Here is a 24299-nt window from a genome sequence, read left to right on the forward strand (position 1 = left end):
TAAAAGGAGAGAAAAATTATGTCAATCGATTACGGAAAAATGTTTGAAGCTTATGTTCAGGGAATCAACAAGAACACGGAAGCACTGCAGCAAGGTTTCCAAATGATGATGCAGGCAGCACAGGCACAGGGAGTTGCAGCTCCACAGCCTATGGTTCAGCAGCCTGTCGTTCATCCGGTTAAACCAGTTACTCCAAAGCCAGTAATGGAGAACACAGCTTCTGCACCTAAGAAGTATGACTTGGTTATCAATATCCAGAAGCCTTGTCCTGGTTGCTCCTTCGCACCTGTTTGTCAGGCTAAGCCATCATACATCCTGCCCGAGTGCGGGATATCCGGCATGAAGGAAGCAGCAATGGCCGCAGGAGAAATCCTCATTGAAGTAGCGGTAGATGAACAATATAAATATTCATACCGTGCTTTCAAGAACAATCTCTATATTGGGGATGTTGCTCCTAATAATGAGACAAAGCCTCTCCGTGCTGAACTGGAGAAATACCCAGGCAAGACTCTTAGGCTTTCTACTAATCTTATTAAGCCACTCGAGCATTCCGTCTTCACGAAGCTTCAGGCAGAAATCATGGAAGTGTTCGCCGGTCAGCCGGAGCCACCACAATATACTCCTCCTGTTTACGAAGAGCCAGTCACTCTTCCGCAGGATGGAGCAACACTGGATCTTGGAGAAATGGTTACCCAGGATTCTCTACCAATCTAATGAACAGGCAGGGGGCACTCCCCTGTCTTCTTTTTATATATAGACAGATAGAAACCAAGTCGTTACAAATAAAAAACCAATAAGAGGAGAATTTTCGATGAATAAAACAATGTCACTACAGGAACTGGTTAAAACAATCAATGAGCAAAACAAAGAAAAAGCAGCACCTACACCAGCTGTAAAAGAACCACAGGAAGATATTATCGAGGAAGCAAAGAAACCGTTCACTGTTCCACAAGTTATTGAGCCGGTTAAGCATGAAAAGAAAAAGAAGCGTAAGATTCAGCCAACACCTTCACAGCAGACAATCATTAAAGACATCAAGCGCTGGTATTTCGGAAGCAAAGGATACTCCAAGTATGAGTTTGGGGGCTATGCAGGGGTTGGTAAGTCTACTGTCATTGAAATCATTCTTGAGGATGAGCTAAAGCTATCACCTTACAATGTACAAATGTGTGCTCCAACGGGGACAGCTGCTCTAGTTTTGCGTGAAAAGACACCTAAATTTGATTCCATGACTATGCACAAATTGTTCTATACGAAAGAAATAGTAGGAGGGAGGACAACCTGGGTTCCAACGACAATTAACATTAGAGGATGCAAACTCATTATTATTGATGAAGCCTCCATGGTCGGAAGAGTAAATGCAGAAGATGTTATTGCTATGTGCAGAGAAGCCGGTGTGAAATTACTAATTGTGGGGGATCCGGGCCAACTCCCTCCTGTCGATAAAAACAACGAAGGAAATACTGATTACTTCTTCATTAATCCCGATGCTATGCTGACGGAAGTAATGCGCCAGGCAGCAGACAATCCAATTATCGCCTTATCCATGCAGATTCGCCAAGCTACCGAAGATGGTGTGGTATACCGCTTCCCTGTACATGATCAAAAGATTGGGAACAATCTCTTCATCATGAACAAAAATAAAATCAGTGTCCCTCAATTTGCCAAGTTAATCAACAATGGCGGCGCAATCATTGCCGGGACGCACAAAACACGCAAGAGGTATAATACCTTAATCCGTGAGGAGCTTGGTTTTGATAAGCCTACTTTAATGGACGGAGAAAAGATTGTCATCAAGGAAAACACTGAAGGCGGAGAAGCAACAAACGGTATGCGCGGCACGGTTTCAAGAGTCCGGAAGAATAAAGGACTTATCCGGTTTGACTTCACTCCTGATGCCTTCAAGGGAACACATACACTTGAAGTGCATGAAGACATTCTGTTCGAGAGAAAGACCATGGCTCAAATGAAGAAAGAGAATTATATTCGCAAATCCAAAAAGGAACCGGAAATCCCACTGGGTGTTGAAGCATGGTTTGGTTATGTCATCACTGGACATGCGAGTCAGGGTTCTCAATGGAAAACGGTCTATGCGATTGATGAAGGATATGTATTTAACCGTTCTGCGGATGGGTACAAGACCCAAAACAGATGGCTTTATACTGTAGTCACCAGGGCTTCAGAGAATTTGGTGGTATATAGATAATGGATGATATCAGAATAAAGATCCTAGAGGAAGAAGCCACTTACTTAGACACCTGTGCAATGAAAGGTAAAATCTATCGGGTATTCAAATACAGGAAGAATGGTCTCAATTACTATGAGATTTGGGCAGTAAAGAACAATCAGTTATCGTTTCTAATCGACTTTACTGGAACAATGTAAACACTTGGAGTGGGGTTTCGGCCCTGCTCCTTTTCTGTCTGCAGTTATCTATATTACTGCACTGATGAGTCCTACAGGACGAAACAGAATCTTCCCCCGGGCCTTCGGCCTGGGCTTCGCCCGTTGCTAACGCAACCCTCGTAACCTCGGGCTAACGCAGTCTTGCCCTGTGCGCTAACGCGCCACTGAACGTGGGGATATCTCAGGACTGAACGTGGGCACTTATGATAAGGGCGCTAACGCACCCTCCCTCTTCGAGGTTAAAAACCGATTCGGCGTATTGGCCGGAAGGTGCCTTTTATCGGAAGGCTGACGCCTTCTCCGTTTATGATTTACGGTTGCAACCACCGCAGGGGTTGTCGTTTTTGCAGATTATGGTTCCCTCTACTGCAGAATACGGTGCATGGCGACGGACCAACCAATGGAAGCTTGATATTCAGCTGATATTGGAGCCACACCCGGAATATCCGGGCATATGGGTTCTGCTCGTTAAAAGGAAAGATCGAGCCCCGGACACTGGGAGAGTGTTCGTTACCAAATAATACCCAACGCTGAAGGAGAACAGCGCAACAAACCGGAAGTCTGTGCAGTCCTTGGGGAAATTCCGACCCCTTCAAGGAGCATGTACTTTGACAGAGCATCCGAGTCGGAACGGGTGCTCTTTCTTTTTTTATTCCTGTGCACTACTAACGTGCCAGGCCTTCGGCTTTGATCAGGGGCTGACGCCCCTACCTTTTTTGATTTACCAAATTAACCGTTAAGGGGAGAAATCACTAATGACAAACACTACTCTAGCACCACAAATCCAGGGAACACAAAAGCAGACTGACCCGTACTGGTACCGTCAGAATGCAAGCTATCTTTATGGGGTAACAAATTCTCCAAGCAACATGCAGTTTGGGATTGAGGACATCCGGATTAATCCAGGTTCTCCAGCTCAAATGCAACACGGCATTCTTGCCAATGGTTATTTGAAATCCGTAATTGGATCCATCTCGTTCATGGTTCGCCTGTCTCCACGCAATGGAGCACCTTTTGTTCAGACTATCTCGACAGAGAATGGAGTGGACACAAATGGCGAAAAGACGTATTGGGACCACATCGTGCTGAAGCCACAGGTTAAAGCACAAATCCTGCGTTTCTTTGAGGCCCTTCAGACAGGTCAAGCACCACAGCCTCAACAGCAAATGAATTATGGTATGCCGCAGAACAGCTTTGGCTACCAGCAGCAGAACTTCGGCACACAGCCGAGTTATGGAATGCCACAGCAAAACTTTGGCATGCCTGTTCCGCAAATGTATCAGCAGCCTGCTCAGCAACAGCCTATTTATCCGCAATACAGCGCACCAATGTATCAGGCTCCTGCTCCGCAGAATATGATAAACAATCAATCGCAATCGCCAGCAATTGATCCGAATGCTTCAGCTACAGGAAACGCTGCCCCTTCAGATGATTTAAAGGAAGATGACCTTCCAATCTGAAGCTGACAGCAACCGAGAGGGTTCTTCCCTCTCTTTTTTTTATGCACACTAACTAGCGAGGTGCTGCTATGGACAATGGCTTTGATGGCTTAATGCTGGCAAATGTCTGGAATGGTCTGAAGCTGAAGAAAGAAAAAAACATGAAGTCTATATCGCTGAAAGTCCTTCGGATGGACGGCACTGGCTTGGAGAGAGTCGTGTTCCAAGAAGTCATGGAAACCTACCTTCCAAACGAATATACGTTGGTTGGAACATGCTCCATTAATGGCAAGCCTTATACATTTGAATATCGTGCTCCTTTCGGCAATGCCAATCATACGGTGATTGGATTTAAGCCGATGAAAGTCACAGCAGGAGTTGGGTAAATGCCCGCTCCTGTATTCTACTTTAAAACTAAATATAGTGGAGGTTTGAACAAATGGATGCCTTTGCGAAACGTTATACCAAAATCAATAGCCGGCTTGATAAGTCGGAGGATGTTATATTGTCCATCGATGGATTTGATGTAGTGATTTCCTACATGCAGCATGCCATCGAGCGGAAGAAAAACCGTCAGATATTCAAGTCGTCTGTCTCTTATATGATTGAGAGCGCATTCGACCAGCTTCTTGATTTAAAGAAAGAAGCGGAATTTGTATTAACCAGTGATGAATTCGGTATATCCGTCGTTGGTGCCATGTCTTATACGGGAGTTGATATCGTCATACGGGTTATTACCGTGATTGATTCCGCTACTCCGTACAACCGACACACCTTAGAGATAGCCGTATAGGGAGGATATCATGGAAGGAACTTTGTTGGGTTTAATCATTGTTATTATTCTTGCTGTCGTCTTTTTAGTTTTATGGGTTGGCGTATTAGCGGAAGCCGTGAAAGGGAAATTGTCCGGCGGCTCCTCTCCTGCCAAAAAGGAAACACCGTCTTACTCGTTTAAGCGCATCGACAGAGTACAAGGTGAGCTTTCTTTTGAACACCGCAAGCTCCGTACATATCAGTCTGGCACCCTAGTCCTGAATGAAATGGTGGATGTCGATTTCTATGATGACAACAGGACCGTTGTGATTACAGATATTGCGCTAAAAGGAAAGTCCCTGTTTTCAATAGGTACCGGCTCCTATAGGGAGAAAGCTGATTATGCCATTCAGGTCCTGAAAGAAATGACCTACCAAGGCGGCATCAGCCGAGACCTCTGTGTTGAGCTGGAACACCTCGTCCTCGAAGTGGACACATTAAATGAATTATTGAAGGCCGGAACAATCAGCATCCAAGGTGGTGATTTCGTCTGTGCCTAACGGGAGGCTAACGCCTCCTCCCTTATTGCACCTTACTAACTTATTCGGAACGGAGAGATTTTCATGTCCAAAGCGTATAACCAGTTTCAAAATGATGTAACGAATACAGCAAGCCAATTGATGACCCAGCTGATGTGTGCTGAGAGAGGCATCGATTACAATACTTTGCTGACTTCTGCCCATCAAGCTCACCTTCAAGGAATCCTTGCGCAGGAACAGGCACGCCAGGTAAATCAAATCGTAAGCCGCCATTATAACCAAAACAGCGGTTCGCTCATCGGCAGATTGAAGGAGGCCATTTCTCCAACGCCTTCTGTTAATGTTGGATTCCCGGGTGCTCCTATGCCAATGTCCCCTATGGGGATGACTGCAATGAATCAAGTGGCAGCTCCTCAGCCATTTGCAAACGTTGTGAATCCTCCGGTTCAGTATTATCAAGCTCCGGTTCAGCAACAGGTTCCTTATACGGAGGAACATTCTCGCATCGGTCTAATTGAGCGGGATATGAATGACCTGAAGATGATGATTGCCGGACTGGCCAATTCTCTTCAGTCGCAGCCTTTGCAGCAGCAGGCACCACAGCAGGCACCACAGTTTGCTCAGGCTGGATATCAGCAACAGTCTTAACAGGAGGGGTTAACACCCCCTCCCTTTTTGGGTGTTCTCTCTATATAGAGGGACACCCTTTTTTTATAGGCCTAACACTAGCGACGCGCCTGACCATTTTTTCTCTCAGCACTACCGACGCCCATCCAGGGTTTTACCTTTAACACTACCGGCACACGTGACAATTGGCCCTTGTCAATCCTCCGCTGACTGGTTACATTCAACCCCTTTGTGATGCGATTATCTATATAGGAAGAGGACCCATGAACAACTTTGAGACTCGGACCGCAGTGGTCCACCATAACCGACAACATTATATTGCGGTGCAGTTCCTTTGCCCGCTTGATCAGGAATGGCATACCCTGCGCCGGATCTCCCGCTTCTACCAATCTGCCGAAGACGCCCATCAGGCATACGCCGCTCTCGACAAACTGGGTTACATGTCACCGCTCCTCTATAGCGCATGACAGGCCACAGGAAGGTCAGACAGGACGGCGGAACGGAGCGGAACCCTTACCCTTTCCCAAGCAAAAAATTTCTCCTCTGAGGACTCAGGGGGGCTTTTTCAGTTTGGGGAAATCCACACCCTCTCGATGGGGGTGAAGCGGGTTTCTGTCCCCTTCTTCCTTCCTGCCAGTTTATCATTTTGGTTTGGGCTGCTGTCTCCCTCCTCTCCTCCGACGGATAAAAAGTGTTGCTCTGCCCTATATAGAAAACACCCAATCTATGGTGCTGTCACTCTCTATATAGAGGAAAACATACTTCCGTCTTCACTTATATGTGCAGTCTGCCCTACATGAAAGCTCAATGAAGGTGACTGTCTAACCGTTGGTACTGTGCGGTTTGTGCTGACTCCACTCGTTGCTGATGAAGGTTAAGGAGCTAGTGTCTGTCTATATATAAGATTATCTCTCTATGCATATAGCAGTCTCTATATAGCTGGTAATACTCTTAGGGTTATATGTCTATATGGAGTCTATATAAGGGGTAATGTTCTATATAGAGAGGTTAATAGATGTCTATATAGGGTGACTGATAGAGTCATTGGTTATGAGGTTTCTGATACCGGGCGATTTTCCCCGGCCACTATTAATATATGTATTTTTGCCGAATTTCGGTCTGTTTTAAAAAATACTTTAAATGAGGTGCTGTTCTATGATTATGAAATGTCCGCATTGTGGCAATACCGAAGAGTTTTGGGTGGTGGAAGTTACCCAGAGTTGGGTAAAAATCAATAACCTGGGTGAAACGTTTTCTGATGAAGGTCAGATCGAAAAGAATTATTACGACCAATCTAAATTTCAGTGTGCTAAGTGTGAAGTCATAACACAGCAGTCTTGGGAATCATGGAACACCGATGTATCAACAGGTCATCCTGGTAAAACGATTCCTGAGAAGTTTTTTGATGGTATGAGCGTCTATCTTGTGAGGCCTGATGCCATCTTAGATGAATGTGTTACCGTCGAGGAGACGAGATACCAAAGTGTAGACGGAGGTGCACAACTCAACTGCTCATATGATTCATTGTATGGAGTTTTTATGTTTGGTGAGCAATATCCGGAATGGATTAATAGGCCTGATATATATTTCGTTAAGGAAGAAGCGTTTGCTCATGCCCGCGGCCGGTATCCAAAAATGAAGATCATTGGAGTTAAATACAGAGAAAAAGATAAGGGGGATTATTGATATGGCAAACAAAGTAGAGATCTTTGAGCAGCTAAAGTCTGCAGCCAACGATAAAGATATTTTTAAAGCTGGTTTTGAATGCAAAGGATTAATGACAGAACTCTATCCGAATCTTCCTGAGATGATGAAGGAAAATTATTATCGCACCTGGATTTGGGAAAACGCAGAAGGCATTCGTGTCGCAACATGGGACCAGGGAAATGCCCACTGTTTCTTTATGTGTGAAGGAACTGAAGAAGTGCTGCTCGATGAATATAAACAGCAAATTAAAGAACAGGCAGGTGTTCATAATGACTAACGCAACAGAGAAAAAGACAGTAATCCTTACTGCACAGCAAGCGAACTGTTTGGAAAAAATGAAGACGGATGGTGTTCCTTTCGCCGTGGCCATTCATAATTCACACACTGGATGGGCATTGGAGGAGAATCAATGTCTTGCCAACCTGTCTCCTGAAGAAGTGGCCACTGCATGGCTGGATGGATATCTAATCTTAAAAACGTTTCTTGGATGGAAAGGAAGTTTATATCAGTATCTTAATGTAGGCGACCTTGTGGATGAGGATATGGTTAGCTACTACCGAAATGTGATACCTCCTGTTACGGACCGAAGCCATTGCATACAAATGGGAGAACCATATAGCTCTTTCGATGGCAAGAATACTTACAGCACATTAAAGAAAACGGAGTATGGATGGATTTACGCCGGGAACTGCCACCACGGAGAAACGGAAGAACCGGTACCCGCTCATGGATAGACTCTTAAATGAATTGAAGGGAAGGTGATTAGAATGGCAATGGGAGACACTAATGGAATCACATTAAAACTGGTTTCACCCGGTGTACTATTGAATGAATTTGATGATGAGGTTCTGATTGATTTTGACACATGTGATTTATGCGGCGAACGCTTTATTGGAACCACTCATAATAATCCTGATGAAAACCCTATTGAACTAGCCATCTCACATTGCGGGTGTTAAAGATAACTCCAACAAACCGTAAAGAGAGTGAACAATGCAGTAACTTTTTTGAATTTTCATCGTCTACATCATTATTCAAACAAAGGAGCTATGACTATGAAAAAAATCCTTATCGCTTTTTTGTTACTCTCTGTGTTTGCTTTATCGGCATGCAACCAAGATACTGGGAGCGACGAATCCTACCAGGTTGTCACTGTTCTAAATGATGGAATGTGGTCTTACGATTCTAATGAAAGTCCGGAAAGCTACGAACAAGGTAGTAAAATTGCTACCATCAGCAAAAAAACGGACCCAGAAGTTACACCTGGAACCAATGAATCTAATTACTTTGAAAAGGGAACCAAAATCTATAGTATCAAAGGCAAAGATGAGCTGATAATGGCTGTGGAGCCTTCCGGCAAAAAAAGCATACTTAGAAAAAACGAGAACTAGAAAGGGTAGCCATTTTTTTGAGTGGCTACCCTGTTTTATTTTTACAACTTGCCTGAAAGGGGTAACGGTAATGTATACCATTTGGATTAAGACAGTTGGAGAAGAAAGTGAGACCGGTTTTACCCGCCCTACTGTATCTGAATGCATTGAACGCTTTAAAGAACATAAGAGCCATTGGGATAAAGTTCAGAAAGAACGAAAGGAAAAACCCTATATCTTTACGGCCTATATAGAAAAAGACGGTGAACTCCTTGTTCCCTGGATTGATTTGAAGAAAGTATTGAATGAAAAGAAGGTGAAATCCTATGGGCGACTTAGCGGATGATTGCTATGATTGGGCACTCCAGGAATATTTCACGGAAGCAGAAGACCTTCAGTACTTAACTAACTCCATAGATAATCAGATAGTGGTAAACGATATAATATCTTCATTTATCAATGAACCCCCTAACCAATCCCTGGACTATGAAGTTCTGGCACGGGACATTCTTCAAACCGCAGCAAAGACAAAACGATTGTCATTCAAACAAAAATACAGACTCGTTCAAGTCCTATACAACCGCAATCACGAAAGGTATGGATGCCTATGAACATAATCAGCTTTAACTATGTTGTTGATCACGGGGAAACCTTTGGCTATGAATCAATCGTTTATGTAAATAAAGATGGTGAAGAATTATCTTTTGAAAAATGGGTACAGCTCTCATTCCTAAACCTGTCACAAGAAGGCTATTTTAAATTTAAAGAGGAAGGTTGATAACAATGTCATTTACGCCCGGACCATGGAAAGTTGGGAGACTGGAAACTACTGTCGTATCTGAAGCAAAGCTACAAACCACGAGGCATTATGGGAGATACGGCGCGGATGGTGGAGCAAACGACTCACAATACTACGGGGGCAATCTGATTGGCGAAAGTATCCTCCGTATAGAAAATGCCACCTTGATATCGGCTGCTCCAGATATGTATGAAGTTCTTCAGCAATTAATTCATTGCGGCGATGAAGATGAATTGGGATGTATTATTCAAGATGCCAAGAAAGCTATCGAAAAAGCGGAAGGCAAAGATGATGCAGCGGAACGGATTAAAGAAATCAAGGATAAAGCTGCTCTAACATTTAAGCCAGCTGAACCTGTTTGGGAGCCTATTACACCAGATCATCCAAGAGAGCATTTTGATTCTACTCGCCGAGAACACCGTATTGGAACTAAATAATTTCCTGCCCTGTCACAACCCGGAGGTTCTACCTTGGGGTTTTTTTGCTATGATAAAAGTAATAGACAAATTCTTGAAGAGGTGAAAGTAAATGTCAGAAATCAAACTAGACAAAACAGAGAAAAAGCCTTCATTTATAAAAAAGAACTGGAAGTATATCCTTACAGGCGTTTTAGCATTATTCATTGGCTCCTCCATAGGACCTTCGGATGAAGAATTACAGGCAGCCTACGCCAAGATTGAAAAGCTGGGAAATCAAAATGAGGAACTTCATAAAACGATTGAAGGTGTAAGAGAAGAAAATAAAGAGCTGGCAGCCAAAGTTGAAGAAGCCGCTCCGTATTTTGAAATGAGCGAGCAGGAACGTGAAAACCAAAAGAAAGAAGCCGAGCTAAAAGCGGCCGAACTTGAGAAGCAAAAGAAAGAAGCCGAAGAAAAGGCTGCAAAAGAAGAAGCCGCTAAGAAAGAAGCGGAAGAAAAAGCTGCTAAAGAAAAAGCTGCAGCTGAAAAGGCAGCACGAAACAAAACCTTCACAGCCGGAAAGTATTTAGTTGGCCGTGACATTGAACCAGGCCTATATGATGCTAAAGCACTTGCGGGTCAAGGGAACTTTATTGTTCTCGGCGGTTACACCGGCTTAAAAGTTAATGAAATGTTTGGCTTAGGTGAATTCTATAACGATGCTTTTAACAATTTAGAACTGGAAGATGGAGATGAAATCGAAATTAATAACGACTTAAAAATTCAGTTCATCGCTAAATAAATAGCTGTATTCCCCTCCCCTTCCATCCGGTTGGGGTTTCTTGTTTACAATATGGAGGAATATATATACAGATAACAGCATTCTGACCAAACACGAATAGCCCAGTACCCATTCATCTAGAAAAAATGGGACCAGGCACCCCTTGCGCTGCATGCTTTCAACAGGAAGGTCTGTTTAGGAACAAGCATGAGCCTTTTCACAAGGTATCTTTTCGGCTGGTAATGCTCTTGCTGTATGTATAGCCTACTCATATTCGTGTACTGCCCTGCAATTTAGCCGGCTCTTCTTGGGGGATCATTCCAAGGGCTGCCTGCTGAACGTTCATTTTTCATTTACGGTAACAGATAAATCTATTATGACCACTCTTTGGAGTTCTCATACCCGGAGGAGGTTGCCTATAAAAAATATTCTGAATTGAGAGGTAATTATAAATGAGTATGATGACCAAATTATCAAATGTCGAGCTCGGAGACCTGGTGATTATCAACACCGGCATCCTTGGAAAGCTTGCCTATCGAGTTACAAATGATTTCCTTCACATCAAACTGGAGAATATCGAAAATGGTTTCGAATACAATGAGGTATTCAGCAGCTTGGATGACTTGCAAGTATTTATTGAAAAGCACTCAAATATCATAAAGCTTGTTCCCTTGCATTAAACAATCATCATATAGGGTATATATGGCATATATATCCCCGGAAGGGAGACTTGCTATGATACTCTATCGAGATTACATGCTTATTCTTAATACGCTTTTTGACAAAGAAAAAATTGATTACCACCAGTATTTATTTTATCGAAATAAACTGCAGCAATGGTTCGTCGTGCATGCAATGAAAAAAAGCAATAGATTTAAAATCAGCAGCAGGGGTTAACTCCCCTGCCCTTTTTAGTTTAAAGGAAAGGAACTTATGCATGGACAAACACACTCAGGTTAAAAATGTATGCCGGATCTGCAATAGCCGGCCCTCTACTAAACTCTGTGATTATGTTACTGATGTTATAACGAATTCCCATTTTCAAACACATAGGGAAACATGTGACGCTCCAATGTGCGACCGCTGTTCTATTCATATTGCAGTTGATACGGATTATTGTCCCAGCCACGCAAGTATCGTTAAACAAAATATTGAACTTCAATTAAGGGAGAGAAAATAAAATGGAAAACACACTTCAAGTAAAAGTAACCAGAATGAAAATTAAACAAGAAAACGGCATGAAGGCCCTTTGCAGTATTGTCATTGGAGGAATGATTGCTATTAATGATATTCGCATCGTTGAGAATAAAGAGCGCAAATTATTTGTGGCCATGCCTTCCAGGAAAATGCCGGATGGAACTTTCAAAGATATAGCCAATCCAGTAAATGCTACGGCAAGAAAAATCATTGAAGATGTGGTTCTGAAAGAATATGAAAAAATGTCACAGCTGGATGAAAATGTTTTAAAATTAATCTCATAGATTTCTAAGTCAATGAAGGGAGAAAATAACGATATGGGGAAAACAAATGAAGAAATAATAAAACTATGCAGAGAGGTTTATCTAGCACATATTCCAGATATCAATACGTACATTCATGACTTTGACACTGCTAATCACCAAATATTCAAATTAGTGAGTATGCATGATGATGAACAGCTTCTGCTCTGCACTCAGTATCTTGAATCATTCGCCAAGATTTGTTACTTCCTTGTAACCGACCGGCGATGTATGCTGGTTCAGCCCTCTTTAACCGGCGGAGAGGTTTCCTCATTCCCTTTTGACACGATCGGCAGTGTAGAATATAAGAAATCCTTTACTAAATCATTGGTCAAGATCCACCTTAAGACGGAAAAGACCCATGAGTTTACGCATTTAAAATGCGATAAAGTTTCAGGTGTTCTTCAGCAGGCAATGAATGATTATAAGCATCCTAAAGCTCCCGCTTCTACTCCGAAAGCGGATGAAGACCTTTTAACACAAATACAAAAACTGCAAGAATTAAAAATTAGTGGAGCTTTAACCGAAGAGGAATTCTCCCTGATTAAGCGAAAACTCATTGAGGAATTTTAAATAGAAAAAAGGGACGGAAATACTCCGTCCCTCCCCTTTATACCACTATATGTCCCCTATATATCCCCTATATATAACCCTCTACATGTCTAATATAGAGTCAATATAGCTCTCATTAGCTTCACTCTTTTGATACTTATTTACATTTTCCCGAATCTTCTCTTCCGCCTGGATAACTTCTGAAGGCTTGGCAGCCATGGTCATCCCGTACTTATTAGAAGATATAAGGAACGTCAGATAACCGCTGAGATTGCCTCCATGATACTTATCCGCCTGCTCCTGGGCATATTCCAGGATATCTCCCCTAAAAGAAATGGATTTCTTTATGACAGGAGGCTTATCCTTAGCCAAACTTCTGTACTCCTACATTATAGAATGCTTCAGCATTGTTAAGGATCTTGTCACAGTCAATGCTCTTTTTTGTAGGGAGATAATCATTGAAACGCAGCGCACCGCCGCCTACCCAAGTCTTTTTGTGTACGATGTCATATGGGAAGTCCAATTTAATTTGAGTAACTATCTGGTCCATCCATTCCTTGAAGTGAGTATCAAAGTCAAAATCAACTTGTTCCTCATCAATAATGACAGCACCCTCTTCAATGAAACGCTCTACATCCTGGTCACTCACCTGAACGTTGAACTGCTGATTGATGGCGCTTGCTACCTTCGCATAGAATTTAAGCATGCCCAGCTGGTAACTCTCTAAATGTGCAACAGTTCTTCCTTCATAATAGGAAACGTCAACAGTTAAGCCGCCGATATCAATAATCAGATTTGTACGCCCCTCTTCAAATTCCTTTGGGTTCGTAAGCGCGAGTCCTGCTGATTGCGGGAACACCAAGCAGTCTTCTATATGTATTGTTCTGTCCTTCCCTTTATAGCCCACAGTTACCTTCTTATTTAATAGGAAGTCTCTCAACTCATCCTTCTGCTTCTTATACCATCCGATTGGCAGACCAGTTACTAATTTAACTTTAACATTAGTAAGCTTTTCATCCATGTTTCGCAAAACGGCCGTTAGCAGCAATGGCTCGAAGTTAGGATCTGCAATTTTATTTGCAGCGACTGTGATTCTCCCCCGCTCACCAATTGTAAGCTTCTTTCCTTCATACTCAATCACTGTAGAATTAGCATTTACATCAATAACCCCCTGCTTAACAGTGCTTCGGAAGATATCGTATCCGTCTGGTCCTACCAATTTCGTGTGGGAATAGCCCACATCAATTCCAAAAATTAAAGACATGTTTCTCTCTCCTCCATTTGATGCTACCCAGTATCATTAAATGCTACTTAGTAGCACCCTCTTTGTGTATCTTGCATAAATTTTCTATATTTTTATCTTATCAGTATTACTGGGTGGTGTAAAGTAGCATGCAGTAGCATTTTGTTAAATTTTACTTAAATGAGTCCAACCTCTCATGTAAGGCACAAAGTACATATAGGCTATATATTTTAATTTTCATGCAAGGCAGACCATTTATATAGCATTATCTCACAAAACCTCATGTAGAGCATTATTAAATATGCGCTATATGTTATCAACTTTAATGAAGAGCATAAATTATATGCTAACTCTATTAACATCATTTGATGTAGGGCATATATTATATGTAGAATCTATTAAGTATATCTAATGTAGGGCAATGAATATATATCATATCTATTAATTAACTCTCATGTAGGGCATAACACACATAGGGTATACCTTTATGATATTTAATGTATGTCAGAATATGTACATGAACAGCGTTGATATGCTTTAATATAGGTATAACAAACATTGATATAGGTACAATAAAGGGTATATAAGGAGGTATATGAAGTGGCAGTAGAAGTTGAATTCATTACCATGGGGACAGCTTCCGAACAATTGGGAGTTCCTGCGCCTACATTAAGGCTATGGACTGACCAGCTGGAGGAGTATGAAGTCCATTATGTAATGCGCAATGATAAAAATGAAAGATTATATTATGACACTGACTTAGAGATATTTGCTTATTTAAGAGATTTGAAAAAGGAACATGGCCGCAAGACCACAACAAAGGATCTCGCCTATATGATTTTTAACCAGGCGAAGGATGATAATAAATTCACCCTTAGAACCAAGCAAGAAGTGCCACATATAGAGCCGACGAATGCTCATTTAGACCTTCTGAATCAAAAAGATATTCAGAACTTGCTCGGAAGTGATCGAGTTAGGCAGCTAATGGGATACATAAAAGAGGGTATAGCTGATGATATAAGAAAAGAGATTAGCGAAGAAATGATGCAAATGAATCAAAGGCTGCTAGAATCTCATGAAAGAATAGAAAAGGAATTAAGAGAGCGGAATGAATTACTAGAAAAGAAACTTCAAGAAAGAGATGAACAAGCAGAGAAGAGACAGATTGAAAGGGAAGAGCGGCTTGTTAAATCACTGAGAGAAACAATGGACCAAAAGAAGGGGTTATTTGCCCGCTTATTCGGAGGGTAATTTCTCTAACAGCTATATTGTATAAATCTAGCAATCATGGTAGGATATATCTACATCGAAATTCTTCGAGCACATAAGCTAACCTCTTATCGTGCTCTTGGTTTTTAGTTTTTTGTCGAAAGGTACGGTGCTGACTACATCGTGCCTATTTTTTTTGCGTGAAAATGGAGTGATTACAATGATCAACTTAAATAAGGAGCCTTCCGATAGAGTTTCCTTCAAGAGAATTATCCCCGTACTATTGGTTACGCTGTTTCTAACATGGATCGTAGCATATAACATAAGCCTGGGGCGTCAAGGGACAGAAGAGGTTGAATCCAAAGTTCAAGAAGCGGACACAGAAATGGAATCTGAAGTTCCGGAATCTGAGTCTGGCGGAGTAACACCAGGGGAAAGAGACGTTACGATAAAAGAGTTTGAATTTAAGACTCATATAAGGGGTCATAATGATGAAACCTATCAAGGGAAAAACGACTATCCTGACTTTGATGTTATAGTCGGGGCTATCGGGAAAGATGCATATGGAAATGAAATTCATTTGGATGAAGCTGAGGTATCCCGCTTTCAAACAGATGAGATTGCCCTGTACTTAACGTCTGATAATATTGGAATACAAATAGGAGATACAATTAAAGTCGCGCTGGATGAATATGGCGAAATTATATATGCCGAGAAATAACCCTGCGATAAGCTGCTGACAAATTGATTGGATGTCATTAAATGCTAGTTTCTTTCAGTTTTTTATCGAAAGGACTAGCATTTTTTCTATTAAGTGTTTATGTTATCCGCAAATCGAACACCAGGAGGAATAGTAAGTGAGCAACATTCCATGCATCACGATTTACACGATCAACACTTCCGAAGGTGAAAAGGTTGCTGAAAAGCTGGCAAGGTACGATTTGAATGCGTCTATCAAGCACATCGTAAGAGACCGTTTCACTTTCACAGAATTTAAAGCACTTCTTGCTTTGACGGACGATGGGCTGGACGATATCCTGACCCAGCGCGGAAGCACCATCGATTTCTTGGAGGAACAAGGAATCTCCCTCGACGATCTAACCCTCAGAGAAGCCTACAATGTAATCCTGCAAAACCCCAAACTCCTAAAAACCACAATCCTCACAGACTGGAACCGCATAGCATACGGCCTTAACGGTGCCAGGATGTTCCTTCCGAGACATATCCGGAAAGCAGAGCAAAAAAAGATGTATGAAAGAGTCACTGATACATTTGAAGGACTCTTTGATGATGAACTAATTTAAGCCTGCAGGAGGAGATAACATGAAATACAATATGATGATACTGCCGCCTGACTATGAAGGGAATAAACTATCAAACCATCCTTCGTGTGTCATGTGCGGTGAACAGCTTGAACTAATCGATGAATTTTTAAACGTCAAATCACTTCCGGACATGAGCACTGATTTTGAATCACTGTTTTCATTGTGCCAGGGCTGCGGAATGCCGCATCTTGAGCTGGTATCCGGCGATGTAGATTTCTTAGGACCTGTTTTAATCGCGTGGTAATAACCATTCGATTAAAGCAGGTTTTTATATTTAAATTCGAAAGGATGAACGGTATGGAATGGTTAAAAAAATTGATAAAGTGTCATATAAGGGGATTACATAAACTCGGTTATCATGATCGTGAGCATTGCGTTCGCTGTAAAAGCAAGCTAGAAAGAACGCTATAAATGATTGGCAGCTGGACTGTCAATAAAAAAATTTAATAAATTTCCTTCTAGGTACTTGAATTATAGAAATCAAATGGTTTCTATACTTTCAGTGATTCAAATATGAGTCCAATCATACACCAAGAAGGAGTACGGAATAATGGAAAACATCACAGTCGTTTATGGCGATACAACAATCGAAGTACCAGCTAACACAGAATTGGAAGCTTTAAAGACAGCTATGGCGGAAAACTTCCCTGAACTAAAGGATGCAAGTGTCGTTCAAGAAGAAAACACAATCACTTTTTCACCTAAAGCTGGCACAAAAGGCCTTAACGTTGTTTATGGAGATACGAACATTGAAGTGCCGGACGATACAGAACTTGATGCTTTAAAAGTGGCTATGGCCGACAACTTTCCAGAATTAAAAGGAGCGGAAGTTGTCCAGGAAGAGGAAGGAACAATCCGTTTTTCTCCTAAAGCAGGTACAAAAGGCTTCTAATAGAGCCTATATATACCCCTTATATAGGTGAAATACTAATAAAATACAATGATAACTTGCAGGGAGATTGGTGAATGGCTGATTTCCCTTGTATTTTGTTCCGAGGAGGTTCCGAACCATGTCACAAAAGAATGTGCAGCTGCGCATTTTAGAAAATATGCAGGACATTACTGAATCCGAATTTTATCCGCAGCATATTAAAGAAGCCCTGGATCTGCTTATGACTCCGATTTCCTTTGCGGACCTTAAGAAAATAATGTTCCGTCATGATTTTGATTTAATCAATACGACCATTAATACATCCTTCGATAACTACATGAGAGAATACGAACAGTACCTTACTGCTCTTGATCGCATGCAAAGCGTTGCTTCTTTTGATGTAGATTTCATCTGATGCAGAAGGGGGAGAGACTATGATCACAACACATGTACGCTATAGAAGGGCTATATATAGTCTGCTTTATCTATTGAAAAACAGCACCACCAACAGTGAATTTAATGCTTTGATGAAACATCTTGATAAAACAATGAAAAAGCATCTGCCGGAAAATAAACTGGAGAACTCTCAGCTTTTCTTTAAAGAAGTAACCAGATTCTTATTAAAGATCTTGGAAGACTACTATGAAATTGAGCATGGGGTTCATTCTACTTCAACAGCCGCTTCCGATGTATTTACCCTAACACCAAAAGGCAGCCACCATGAGATGCAGCTCCTCGAGGAGAAATATACGGCCAAAAACCGCTTCTGGAATTATTTCCTTCGGGAGTTTGATTATGAATACTGGAAAGATAGCCGCTCCAATTACAGAAGGTATGACAGTATTGGCCAAAAAGACGAAAATGGCAAAATCACTATTCGAACAAATGAGATTCTTTTGGAAGGGGAGTACTTTCTTCCGAAAAATCGCTATGGCCAGTCCATGGAACTTGCACATGACTTCAATGATTTCGTCAGCATGTTGAGGCAAATTCGAAGTGTGAAGATGAACGTTGATAATATCATACAGAATCATCAGCGACTGCTGGCTGCCATTGAAGAGTTTAATAAGCGAATTGAGCAACTCGTTAAGAACGAAGAGCTTAAATTCTACAACAGCAATCTGAAATCACTTTTATCCCGGATCCTTATTCCAGTTTCAGCACTTTTGGATGAAGAAGTTAAAAATGCCTGCCTTGAATCTGGAAGAAAGGTCTTTATCAAAAAACCTTCACTTGCTGACTTCCTGTCCATCGGGGCATCTGTTTATGTCTACTCGGCCCATGATTTGGACGATGATTCATCCTATATGGCCAAGCCGATTGAGTTTGGGCAGAAAGCGGGAGATTCCGAACAGCTTAAATTCCATGGCATTGGCCAGGTGACAGGAATAAACGCAGATTGCGAAAGGTCACTCGGCGGCAATAACCCCTATGTTATTAATCATAATATCTATGTTTCTGCCAATCAGGAAGACTTTCTGGCTTGGCTTCCAGAACCGCTGCAGGACGAAATCAAATTCTATGAAGATATGATGTCTTCATTAGACAAAGACATCGGCTCTGTTCAATATAACCCGCTTTCCTCTAATACTCTATCCATAGAGGGCATGGCAAAGGAAGTCCCTTCTGATGTAAAACAATTCATAAACAGCTGCATTGCCAGTATGGACTCTTCAGAAAGGGAAGAGGAACAAGCTGCTGAAGAAAGCGAATATGAATTCGAAGTCGTGAGGCGCATTGAAATTAATAGCTTCCTGTTCCGTCCGCATCCCTTAAAAGACTTCCAGTTTGCCATATTTGAAGATGAAGCCGGGAACATTGCAGGGGTTAAGACCGACAGAAATGGAAGGAAATTAGTTTATCAAACACAAAATGCAGATGAAGTTTTAAAGGCAATGCAATTGCCCGATGGTGTTTATGCCATCCATCATTTCAGCAAGAGGATGATGAACAGACAGCAGGCCATCAAGCGATTTTACCCATACAAAGAAAAGCGGGAGGCAACAGCATGACACATCAATCCACGATGATTCTCCTTGAACCGGAACGTGTTACCGTTACGACTACGAATGAAGATGGAATTAAGACAGTAAAGAACACGAACATCGAAAATATCCAGCGAATCTTTATGAAAGAGCAGGCAATGGAAACAGAACTTTTGCCTTCTCAATGGGGAGTAGTGAAGTATTACCGTAAAAACCATTACGAGGGCTATGTGATGACTACTCCTCCTGCAACGAGGAAAATAACTTTGGACCTAAGAAGTAATCATATCCCTGCTGAATTAACAATTCCGGTTCCGCCGCTTGTCTGGATTTTTGAAATCTTTAAGAATGCCCAGGGGGAGAAGACATTGACTCATTCAATGATCTTCACCATCAAGCATGAGCTACTGTCCTTGAAAGATAAAGTGCTCCATGCACCGTATCCGAATATTGGTGTTAATCATGGCATTTGCTGGGGAAGGGGCAACACGCCAAGTGTCCCTACAGCGAAATCCCTTCAAAATGTTCCGGCAAGATTCTTTTCGCAGCCGTTTAACTTTGATTTATCCGTGAACAGAGTGAAGCTGTTTAACCATGTGAATCCTGATACCAGCACTGCAGAACAAACGGACAGCGCCATCTACCACATGATCAAGCTGGCGAAGGAATTCGAGGAAGCTAAGAATGAGGGGAAAGAATATTCTTATCCTTTTGAAACGCTGAAAGAAGCCGGCACAATGGATGTGGAGCGGGCTATCCGCAACACTTTGCCTGGAATCTTTTCCTGATGACAACCAGAGTCTAGTAGAATGTAGTGCAATTTACGAGAATCCCCTTGATTCTACTTAAATATAGGGGATTCCCCTAATTGCACAAAACCTTACACAACATGAATATGAAAGAATGGGAGAGATTATGCCATGTCCACTCCGGCACTCAATTTAACCAATTTACTAGCAAACCAAATTAATGGGTACGTTGCCCATGATAAACAATACAGCGCTGATAGGCTTAAGAAAATAACGTATGTCACTGCCTCAAACGGGTTATTCAGGGTAGAAAAGACTCCTGTAGCCATCTTCAAAGTCAAAGTCCATCCATTTGAAAAAGAGATTCCTGGCCTATTGCCGATGGAAGAAGGTCCGGAACTCCTGATCCCCAAGATTCCTTTCAAGTTCCTCCAGCAAGCATTAAGCTGGTACATTGACGTTTATGACCAGGACGGAACAGAAGCTTCCCTATTATTCTTCTGGAATAAAGAAAACAAGGCCATTCCCCAGCATTACTCTGACAACAGTGAAATCAAGGGACTGCTTGCTGATGGCCAGCTGATTGTCTATGTACCTCGCCAAGTGAACCAAAAAGGGCTTTCTGAATTCCATATGGATCCGATGGTGGACTACTTGCGCAAAAACTTTGCCCTTTTATGTGAAACACACAGCCATAACACCATGAATGCATTCTTCAGCTCCACAGATGACAGCAACGAGAATGCAACCCAGTTTTATGGTGTCTGGGGAAAAGTAAAGGATGAGCGTCCGCAGTTTGCTTTCCGTTATGTGAGCGGAGATGCCAAAGTACAAATCAGCCCGGATGTATTGTTTGACTGGCCAACTGTCACCACAACACATTCTATCGATTTGGAATCCGATTTTCCTGGCTTTAATCCCATGCACAGCGTTCATGTTGAGGAAACCATATATATGGGGCCATTCCCAAATTTGGATTATCCGGCTGAATGGATGGAGCAGCATCAGAAGAAAGCTCCTGCCCGTCCAGCACCGAGCTATTACCCTTATAAGATGACCCACCTCTTTGAAGATGAAATATATGAAACTGGCGGCGCCCACCGATTCAGCTACGGATTTGAAAATGCCGAAATTGAAGAGCTGCTGGAACCAGAGGACCTTGCGAACAGAAATGATATTATGGATAACCTGCTCGACATGACAGGGGATTATGCCCGCCTTGGCTATGACAAGGTAATCGAGCGGACTATTGATGCGTCATTAAAATAAACACTGGAGGGGCTAACGCCCCCTCCCATTTTGGTTTTTCATAGAAGGGAGAATGATAGGGATGTCTATAAAATTAGACTTTGAACCTGTTTTAACGCTAAATACCCAGCGGGATAAAGGAAAGGTGTTCATCGTGATCGGGGCAGGCGGAACAGGCTCTTATTTCTTGCCCCAGCTGGCAAGGCAGGTAGCCATACAAAACAGAATGAGAAGAATGAAAGGGGAACCTGAACATAAGATATTGGTTGTGGATGCAGATACGGTCAGTCTATCCAATCTCAATAGGCAAAACTTTATTGAAAAGGACTTGGATATCAATAAAGCGCAGGTATTGGCAACCCGCTATGGAATGGCATTTGGGATTAACATTGCCTACCTGGACAAATATATCATCAGTACAGACATGCTGGTAGATACCGTTATCGCCGCTTTCAATGTGCGAGAGGAAATTCCGGTTTTAGTAGATTGCGTGGACAATAATAAAACAAGGGTCTTCATTCATGAAACAATTGAGCGCCTATCCGGAATAGCCGATGTGTTCTCATTGAGCAGCGGGAATGAACTTTATACAGGGCAGGTCGTCTGCGGATTTGTGCCAAGATTGAGTAAGAGTGTTTATCAGGACTCTGGATTATTCCGCACTCCTTCTGTTACGGATATGTTCCCTGAGATATTAGAGGGTGGAGATAAGCTTCCGACCGAGCTGAGCTGTGATGAAGCAGCCATCTCTCATCCGCAGAATATCATGACCAATATGACTGCCGCCATGCTGCTGTTCAGTTTCGCCAATCTGATTATGACAGCCGATACTGAAGATGAAACCAACCCAGGACTCTCCTATTTCGCCCAAACTTTTGATACACAAAACGGGAATTTCCGCCGATTCCCGAATAAGAAGTCTGTTATCAGTCAATACATCCATGAATAAGAAGACAAAGCAGATGGTTAGGTATGCCCGCCATCTGTTTTTTTTATGGGATGAATTAAAAAACGGCAGTCAATTGGAGAAGGCGGCGGAAACCAAGATTCAATTCGAGATTGCCTTGAAAGAATTAAGGTCAAATGGATATGATGTCAAGGAACTACTGGAGGGCCTGAAATTGGATTTACATTATCATTCTGAATTTGGCTCCATTGTCATTTTCACTGACGGCGCATTGCGTCACAGTCACAAACTTGGTGTAAGATCAGCCTGCAGTTTTGCTGTTTATGGAAATGGAAAGCTATTGGACCTGCAGGGAACGATTATGGGCGATTCCATTCTTCATGTCTCTGGGAAAATACTGCCGGCTGATTCCATGCTTGCGGAGTATCACGGGATGCTGCAGGCGGTAAAATATGTTGATAAGCATAATATAAAATCTAACAGCTTTATCTTCCTGTCCGATTGTTTTTCCATGGTGGACCTATTAACGGGTCAAAAGCTTCACCACCGAAAGATTTTCCTTCAATATGGGGAGGAGATAAAAAAATACACAGACAGGCTATCCTCAGTGGAATTCAAGCACATTCCAAGAGCGTATAACAAAATAGCAGACCAGCATGTTAATAAATTGCTTGACTCATATGAAAGGGGCGAATTGTTGTGCAACTAACAAAAGAAGAGGCTCTAGAACTAATGAATGCATTACAGCCGCATATAACTGGCTTTTCTGTAACCTTCCAGCTTGAGGGGAAACCAGGGCAAGAAATCATTTGCGGAGGAAAGGTCACAAAAATCGTGGATATGTCCCAATGGGGCGATGAAAACGAACAAGGCTGGCTGATTTATGTCACACTCGATGACGGCGCTGGTGAAATGCTCATTGTTGTACCAGGTCTCCTATGGGAGGAAGTGGATGCGGAAGTAGGGGATGTTGTAATTGCATCAGGTATCTTGTTCTCCCTACCTAAAACATGTCAGTTTAAGTCCAAAGCAGATACAGACATTTTAGTGGTGAGGGCAGATGACCCGCTTCGCCTCCTTGTTAGAACCATAAGAAAACTGCCGAAAGAATAGACGATTTTTCGTCTATTTTTTTTGCTTAATTTCATGAACGAAAGGTGAGAGAACATGAAAAAACATTTTCAAATAGCAAAAGAAGAATTCTCCCTGTATGGAAATGAAGGCACTCAGCTGCAAAATCTGCTCGCACTGCTGATTGGCCAATCTGCAGAACCAGCCATTACAGGTCAATTAGCTGCTCTTGGCATTAATGGGATCACTCAGCTGTCAAAAGAGGAACTGATGGAGTATCCAGGGATTGGTGAAATGTCGGCAACCCGGATTAACGCAGCTCTGGCACTTGCATCCCTTGCCATTAAAAGGGCAAATGACACTCGATACATCATTCGCTCTCCAGAGGATGCTGCCAAATATCTGGATGAATTAAAGCACCTGCAACAGGAACACTTTGTTGCTGTTTATCTAAATACTAAAAACCAGGTGATTTCCAAGAAAACCATATTTATCGGTAGCCTAAATAGCTGCATTGTCCACCCCAGGGAGATTTTCAAAGAAGCCTACAGGTTAAGCTCTGCAAGCGTTATTGTGGCTCATAACCACCCTTCCGGAAATCGAAATCCATCTCGAGAGGACATTGAAATGACAAAAAGATTAGCTGAAACAGGCCGGGTACTCGGGATTGAACTTATTGATCACATTATTATTGGCGATGGAAGTTTCACTTCATTAAAGGAAAGCGGCTATATAAATTAAATAATTTCTTATTACCAAACCAATCTATTATAAAAGGACCATTACTGGTAGATTTTTTTAAATAACGTGATATTATTATG

The 24299-nt window shown here is 42.1% G+C and carries 36 protein-coding genes; 34 read left to right on the forward strand and 2 right to left on the reverse strand.

Annotated features, from left to right (window positions below; genetic code table 11):
- Positions 1–18 precede the first annotated feature (18 nt).
- From IRB79_RS26780 to IRB79_RS26880, 21 genes are all read left to right on the forward strand, one after another.
- Positions 19–714, forward strand: a complete 696-nt coding sequence (locus IRB79_RS26780) for a hypothetical protein (protein ID WP_243510014.1) — start codon at positions 19–21, stop codon at positions 712–714.
- A gap of 97 nt (positions 715–811) precedes the next feature.
- On the forward strand, positions 812–2206 hold the full coding sequence (locus tag IRB79_RS26785) for an ATP-dependent DNA helicase (RefSeq protein WP_243510016.1): 1395 nt from the start codon (positions 812–814) through the stop codon (positions 2204–2206).
- Between the two features lie 955 nt (positions 2207–3161).
- Positions 3162–3866, forward strand: coding sequence for a hypothetical protein (locus IRB79_RS26790; RefSeq protein ID WP_243510018.1), 705 nt, complete (start codon positions 3162–3164; stop codon positions 3864–3866).
- A 68-nt stretch (positions 3867–3934) separates the two neighbouring features.
- Entirely contained in the window at positions 3935–4231 is a 297-nt protein-coding gene (locus tag IRB79_RS26795) for a hypothetical protein (protein ID WP_243510020.1), read from the forward strand.
- A 53-nt stretch (positions 4232–4284) separates the two neighbouring features.
- Positions 4285–4638: a hypothetical protein gene (locus tag IRB79_RS26800; RefSeq protein WP_243510022.1), complete on the forward strand. Its 354-nt coding sequence runs from the start codon at positions 4285–4287 to the stop codon at positions 4636–4638.
- 10 nt (positions 4639–4648) lie between these two features.
- The gene (locus IRB79_RS26805; RefSeq protein WP_243510024.1) at positions 4649–5158 is read left to right on the forward strand and encodes a hypothetical protein; all 510 of its coding nucleotides are present in this window, start codon (positions 4649–4651) and stop codon (positions 5156–5158) included.
- Between the two features lie 63 nt (positions 5159–5221).
- Complete coding sequence (locus IRB79_RS26810; RefSeq protein WP_243510026.1) at positions 5222–5785, forward strand: hypothetical protein; 564 nt, start codon at positions 5222–5224, stop codon at positions 5783–5785.
- Positions 5786–6919: 1134 nt separating this feature from the next.
- A complete protein-coding gene (locus IRB79_RS26815) occupies positions 6920–7450 on the forward strand; it encodes a hypothetical protein (protein ID WP_243510030.1) in 531 nt (176 codons plus the stop codon).
- A 1-nt stretch (position 7451) separates the two neighbouring features.
- A complete protein-coding gene (locus IRB79_RS26820) occupies positions 7452–7748 on the forward strand; it encodes a hypothetical protein (RefSeq protein WP_243510033.1) in 297 nt (98 codons plus the stop codon).
- Positions 7741–8205 carry a hypothetical protein gene (locus tag IRB79_RS26825; RefSeq protein WP_243510036.1) on the forward strand — a complete coding sequence of 155 codons (465 nt, stop codon included), beginning with the start codon at positions 7741–7743 and terminating at the stop codon, positions 8203–8205. Before IRB79_RS26820 ends, IRB79_RS26825 begins: the two co-directional genes overlap by 8 nt.
- A 33-nt stretch (positions 8206–8238) precedes the next feature.
- Complete coding sequence (locus IRB79_RS26830) at positions 8239–8430, forward strand: hypothetical protein (protein WP_243510039.1); 192 nt, start codon at positions 8239–8241, stop codon at positions 8428–8430.
- Positions 8431–8526: 96 nt separating this feature from the next.
- Complete coding sequence (locus IRB79_RS26835) at positions 8527–8862, forward strand: membrane lipoprotein lipid attachment site-containing protein (protein ID WP_243510042.1); 336 nt, start codon at positions 8527–8529, stop codon at positions 8860–8862.
- Positions 8863–8932: 70 nt separating this feature from the next.
- Positions 8933–9187: a hypothetical protein gene (locus tag IRB79_RS26840; protein WP_243510045.1), complete on the forward strand. Its 255-nt coding sequence runs from the start codon at positions 8933–8935 to the stop codon at positions 9185–9187.
- Positions 9168–9452, forward strand: coding sequence for a hypothetical protein (locus tag IRB79_RS26845; RefSeq protein ID WP_243510048.1), 285 nt, complete (start codon positions 9168–9170; stop codon positions 9450–9452). Before IRB79_RS26840 ends, IRB79_RS26845 begins: the two co-directional genes overlap by 20 nt.
- Entirely contained in the window at positions 9449–9619 is a 171-nt protein-coding gene (locus tag IRB79_RS26850) for a hypothetical protein (protein WP_243510051.1), read from the forward strand. Before IRB79_RS26845 ends, IRB79_RS26850 begins: the two co-directional genes overlap by 4 nt.
- A gap of 5 nt (positions 9620–9624) precedes the next feature.
- On the forward strand, positions 9625–10077 hold the full coding sequence (locus IRB79_RS26855; RefSeq protein WP_243510054.1) for a hypothetical protein: 453 nt from the start codon (positions 9625–9627) through the stop codon (positions 10075–10077).
- Positions 10078–10168: 91 nt separating this feature from the next.
- On the forward strand, positions 10169–10840 hold the full coding sequence (locus IRB79_RS26860; RefSeq protein ID WP_243510056.1) for a hypothetical protein: 672 nt from the start codon (positions 10169–10171) through the stop codon (positions 10838–10840).
- A 431-nt stretch (positions 10841–11271) separates the two neighbouring features.
- On the forward strand, positions 11272–11499 hold the full coding sequence (locus tag IRB79_RS26865) for a hypothetical protein (RefSeq protein WP_243510058.1): 228 nt from the start codon (positions 11272–11274) through the stop codon (positions 11497–11499).
- Positions 11500–11554: 55 nt separating this feature from the next.
- Positions 11555–11716, forward strand: coding sequence for a hypothetical protein (locus IRB79_RS26870; protein ID WP_243510059.1), 162 nt, complete (start codon positions 11555–11557; stop codon positions 11714–11716).
- A 284-nt stretch (positions 11717–12000) separates the two neighbouring features.
- A complete protein-coding gene (locus IRB79_RS26875) occupies positions 12001–12300 on the forward strand; it encodes a SpoVG family protein (protein ID WP_243510061.1) in 300 nt (99 codons plus the stop codon).
- 33 nt (positions 12301–12333) lie between these two features.
- Positions 12334–12891, forward strand: coding sequence for a PH domain-containing protein (locus IRB79_RS26880; RefSeq protein WP_243510063.1), 558 nt, complete (start codon positions 12334–12336; stop codon positions 12889–12891).
- Positions 12892–12972: 81 nt separating this feature from the next.
- On the opposite strand, the gene IRB79_RS26885 is transcribed toward IRB79_RS26880, so the two are convergent.
- Both IRB79_RS26885 and IRB79_RS26890 read right to left on the reverse strand, forming a co-directional pair.
- Entirely contained in the window at positions 12973–13242 is a 270-nt protein-coding gene (locus IRB79_RS26885; protein WP_243510065.1) for a hypothetical protein, read from the reverse strand.
- Entirely contained in the window at positions 13235–14134 is a 900-nt protein-coding gene (locus tag IRB79_RS26890; RefSeq protein WP_243510067.1) for a ParM/StbA family protein, read from the reverse strand. The genes IRB79_RS26885 and IRB79_RS26890 overlap by 8 nt, the downstream gene beginning before the upstream one ends.
- A gap of 579 nt (positions 14135–14713) precedes the next feature.
- On the opposite strand from IRB79_RS26890, the gene IRB79_RS26895 reads away from it, so the two are divergent.
- The 13 genes from IRB79_RS26895 (at position 14714) to radC (ending at position 24219) form a co-directional block, all read left to right on the forward strand.
- Positions 14714–15364 carry a MerR family transcriptional regulator gene (locus IRB79_RS26895; RefSeq protein WP_243510069.1) on the forward strand — a complete coding sequence of 217 codons (651 nt, stop codon included), beginning with the start codon at positions 14714–14716 and terminating at the stop codon, positions 15362–15364.
- Positions 15365–15542: 178 nt separating this feature from the next.
- Complete coding sequence (locus IRB79_RS26900; protein WP_243510071.1) at positions 15543–16043, forward strand: hypothetical protein; 501 nt, start codon at positions 15543–15545, stop codon at positions 16041–16043.
- A 136-nt stretch (positions 16044–16179) separates the two neighbouring features.
- Positions 16180–16626, forward strand: a complete 447-nt coding sequence (locus IRB79_RS26905) for an ArsC/Spx/MgsR family protein (protein ID WP_243510073.1) — start codon at positions 16180–16182, stop codon at positions 16624–16626.
- A 19-nt stretch (positions 16627–16645) separates the two neighbouring features.
- Positions 16646–16891: a hypothetical protein gene (locus IRB79_RS26910; RefSeq protein ID WP_243510075.1), complete on the forward strand. Its 246-nt coding sequence runs from the start codon at positions 16646–16648 to the stop codon at positions 16889–16891.
- 306 nt (positions 16892–17197) lie between these two features.
- Positions 17198–17539, forward strand: a complete 342-nt coding sequence (locus IRB79_RS26915) for a hypothetical protein (RefSeq protein ID WP_243510077.1) — start codon at positions 17198–17200, stop codon at positions 17537–17539.
- A gap of 118 nt (positions 17540–17657) precedes the next feature.
- Positions 17658–17933: a hypothetical protein gene (locus tag IRB79_RS26920; protein WP_243510080.1), complete on the forward strand. Its 276-nt coding sequence runs from the start codon at positions 17658–17660 to the stop codon at positions 17931–17933.
- A 19-nt stretch (positions 17934–17952) separates the two neighbouring features.
- Positions 17953–19530 carry a hypothetical protein gene (locus tag IRB79_RS26925; protein WP_243510081.1) on the forward strand — a complete coding sequence of 526 codons (1578 nt, stop codon included), beginning with the start codon at positions 17953–17955 and terminating at the stop codon, positions 19528–19530.
- Positions 19527–20291 carry a prokaryotic E2 ligase family D protein gene (locus IRB79_RS26930; RefSeq protein WP_243510083.1) on the forward strand — a complete coding sequence of 255 codons (765 nt, stop codon included), beginning with the start codon at positions 19527–19529 and terminating at the stop codon, positions 20289–20291. Before IRB79_RS26925 ends, IRB79_RS26930 begins: the two co-directional genes overlap by 4 nt.
- Before the next feature lie 132 nt (positions 20292–20423).
- Positions 20424–21521 carry a hypothetical protein gene (locus tag IRB79_RS26935; RefSeq protein WP_243510086.1) on the forward strand — a complete coding sequence of 366 codons (1098 nt, stop codon included), beginning with the start codon at positions 20424–20426 and terminating at the stop codon, positions 21519–21521.
- A 61-nt stretch (positions 21522–21582) separates the two neighbouring features.
- Complete coding sequence (locus tag IRB79_RS26940) at positions 21583–22449, forward strand: ThiF family adenylyltransferase (protein ID WP_243510089.1); 867 nt, start codon at positions 21583–21585, stop codon at positions 22447–22449.
- Complete coding sequence (locus IRB79_RS26945; protein WP_243510091.1) at positions 22442–23116, forward strand: reverse transcriptase-like protein; 675 nt, start codon at positions 22442–22444, stop codon at positions 23114–23116. The genes IRB79_RS26940 and IRB79_RS26945 overlap by 8 nt, the downstream gene beginning before the upstream one ends.
- Positions 23107–23520 (forward strand): DNA-binding protein, encoded by a 414-nt coding sequence (locus tag IRB79_RS26950; protein ID WP_243510093.1) that lies wholly within the window; start codon positions 23107–23109, stop codon positions 23518–23520. The genes IRB79_RS26945 and IRB79_RS26950 overlap by 10 nt, the downstream gene beginning before the upstream one ends.
- Before the next feature lie 54 nt (positions 23521–23574).
- Positions 23575–24219, forward strand: a complete 645-nt coding sequence (radC, locus tag IRB79_RS26955; RefSeq protein ID WP_243510095.1) for a RadC family protein — start codon at positions 23575–23577, stop codon at positions 24217–24219.
- The last annotated feature ends 80 nt before the right edge of the window (positions 24220–24299 follow it).

The sequence above is a fragment of the Cytobacillus oceanisediminis genome, from assembly GCF_022811925.1.
GTDB classification, from domain to species: domain Bacteria; phylum Bacillota; class Bacilli; order Bacillales; family Cytobacillaceae; genus Cytobacillus; species Cytobacillus oceanisediminis_D.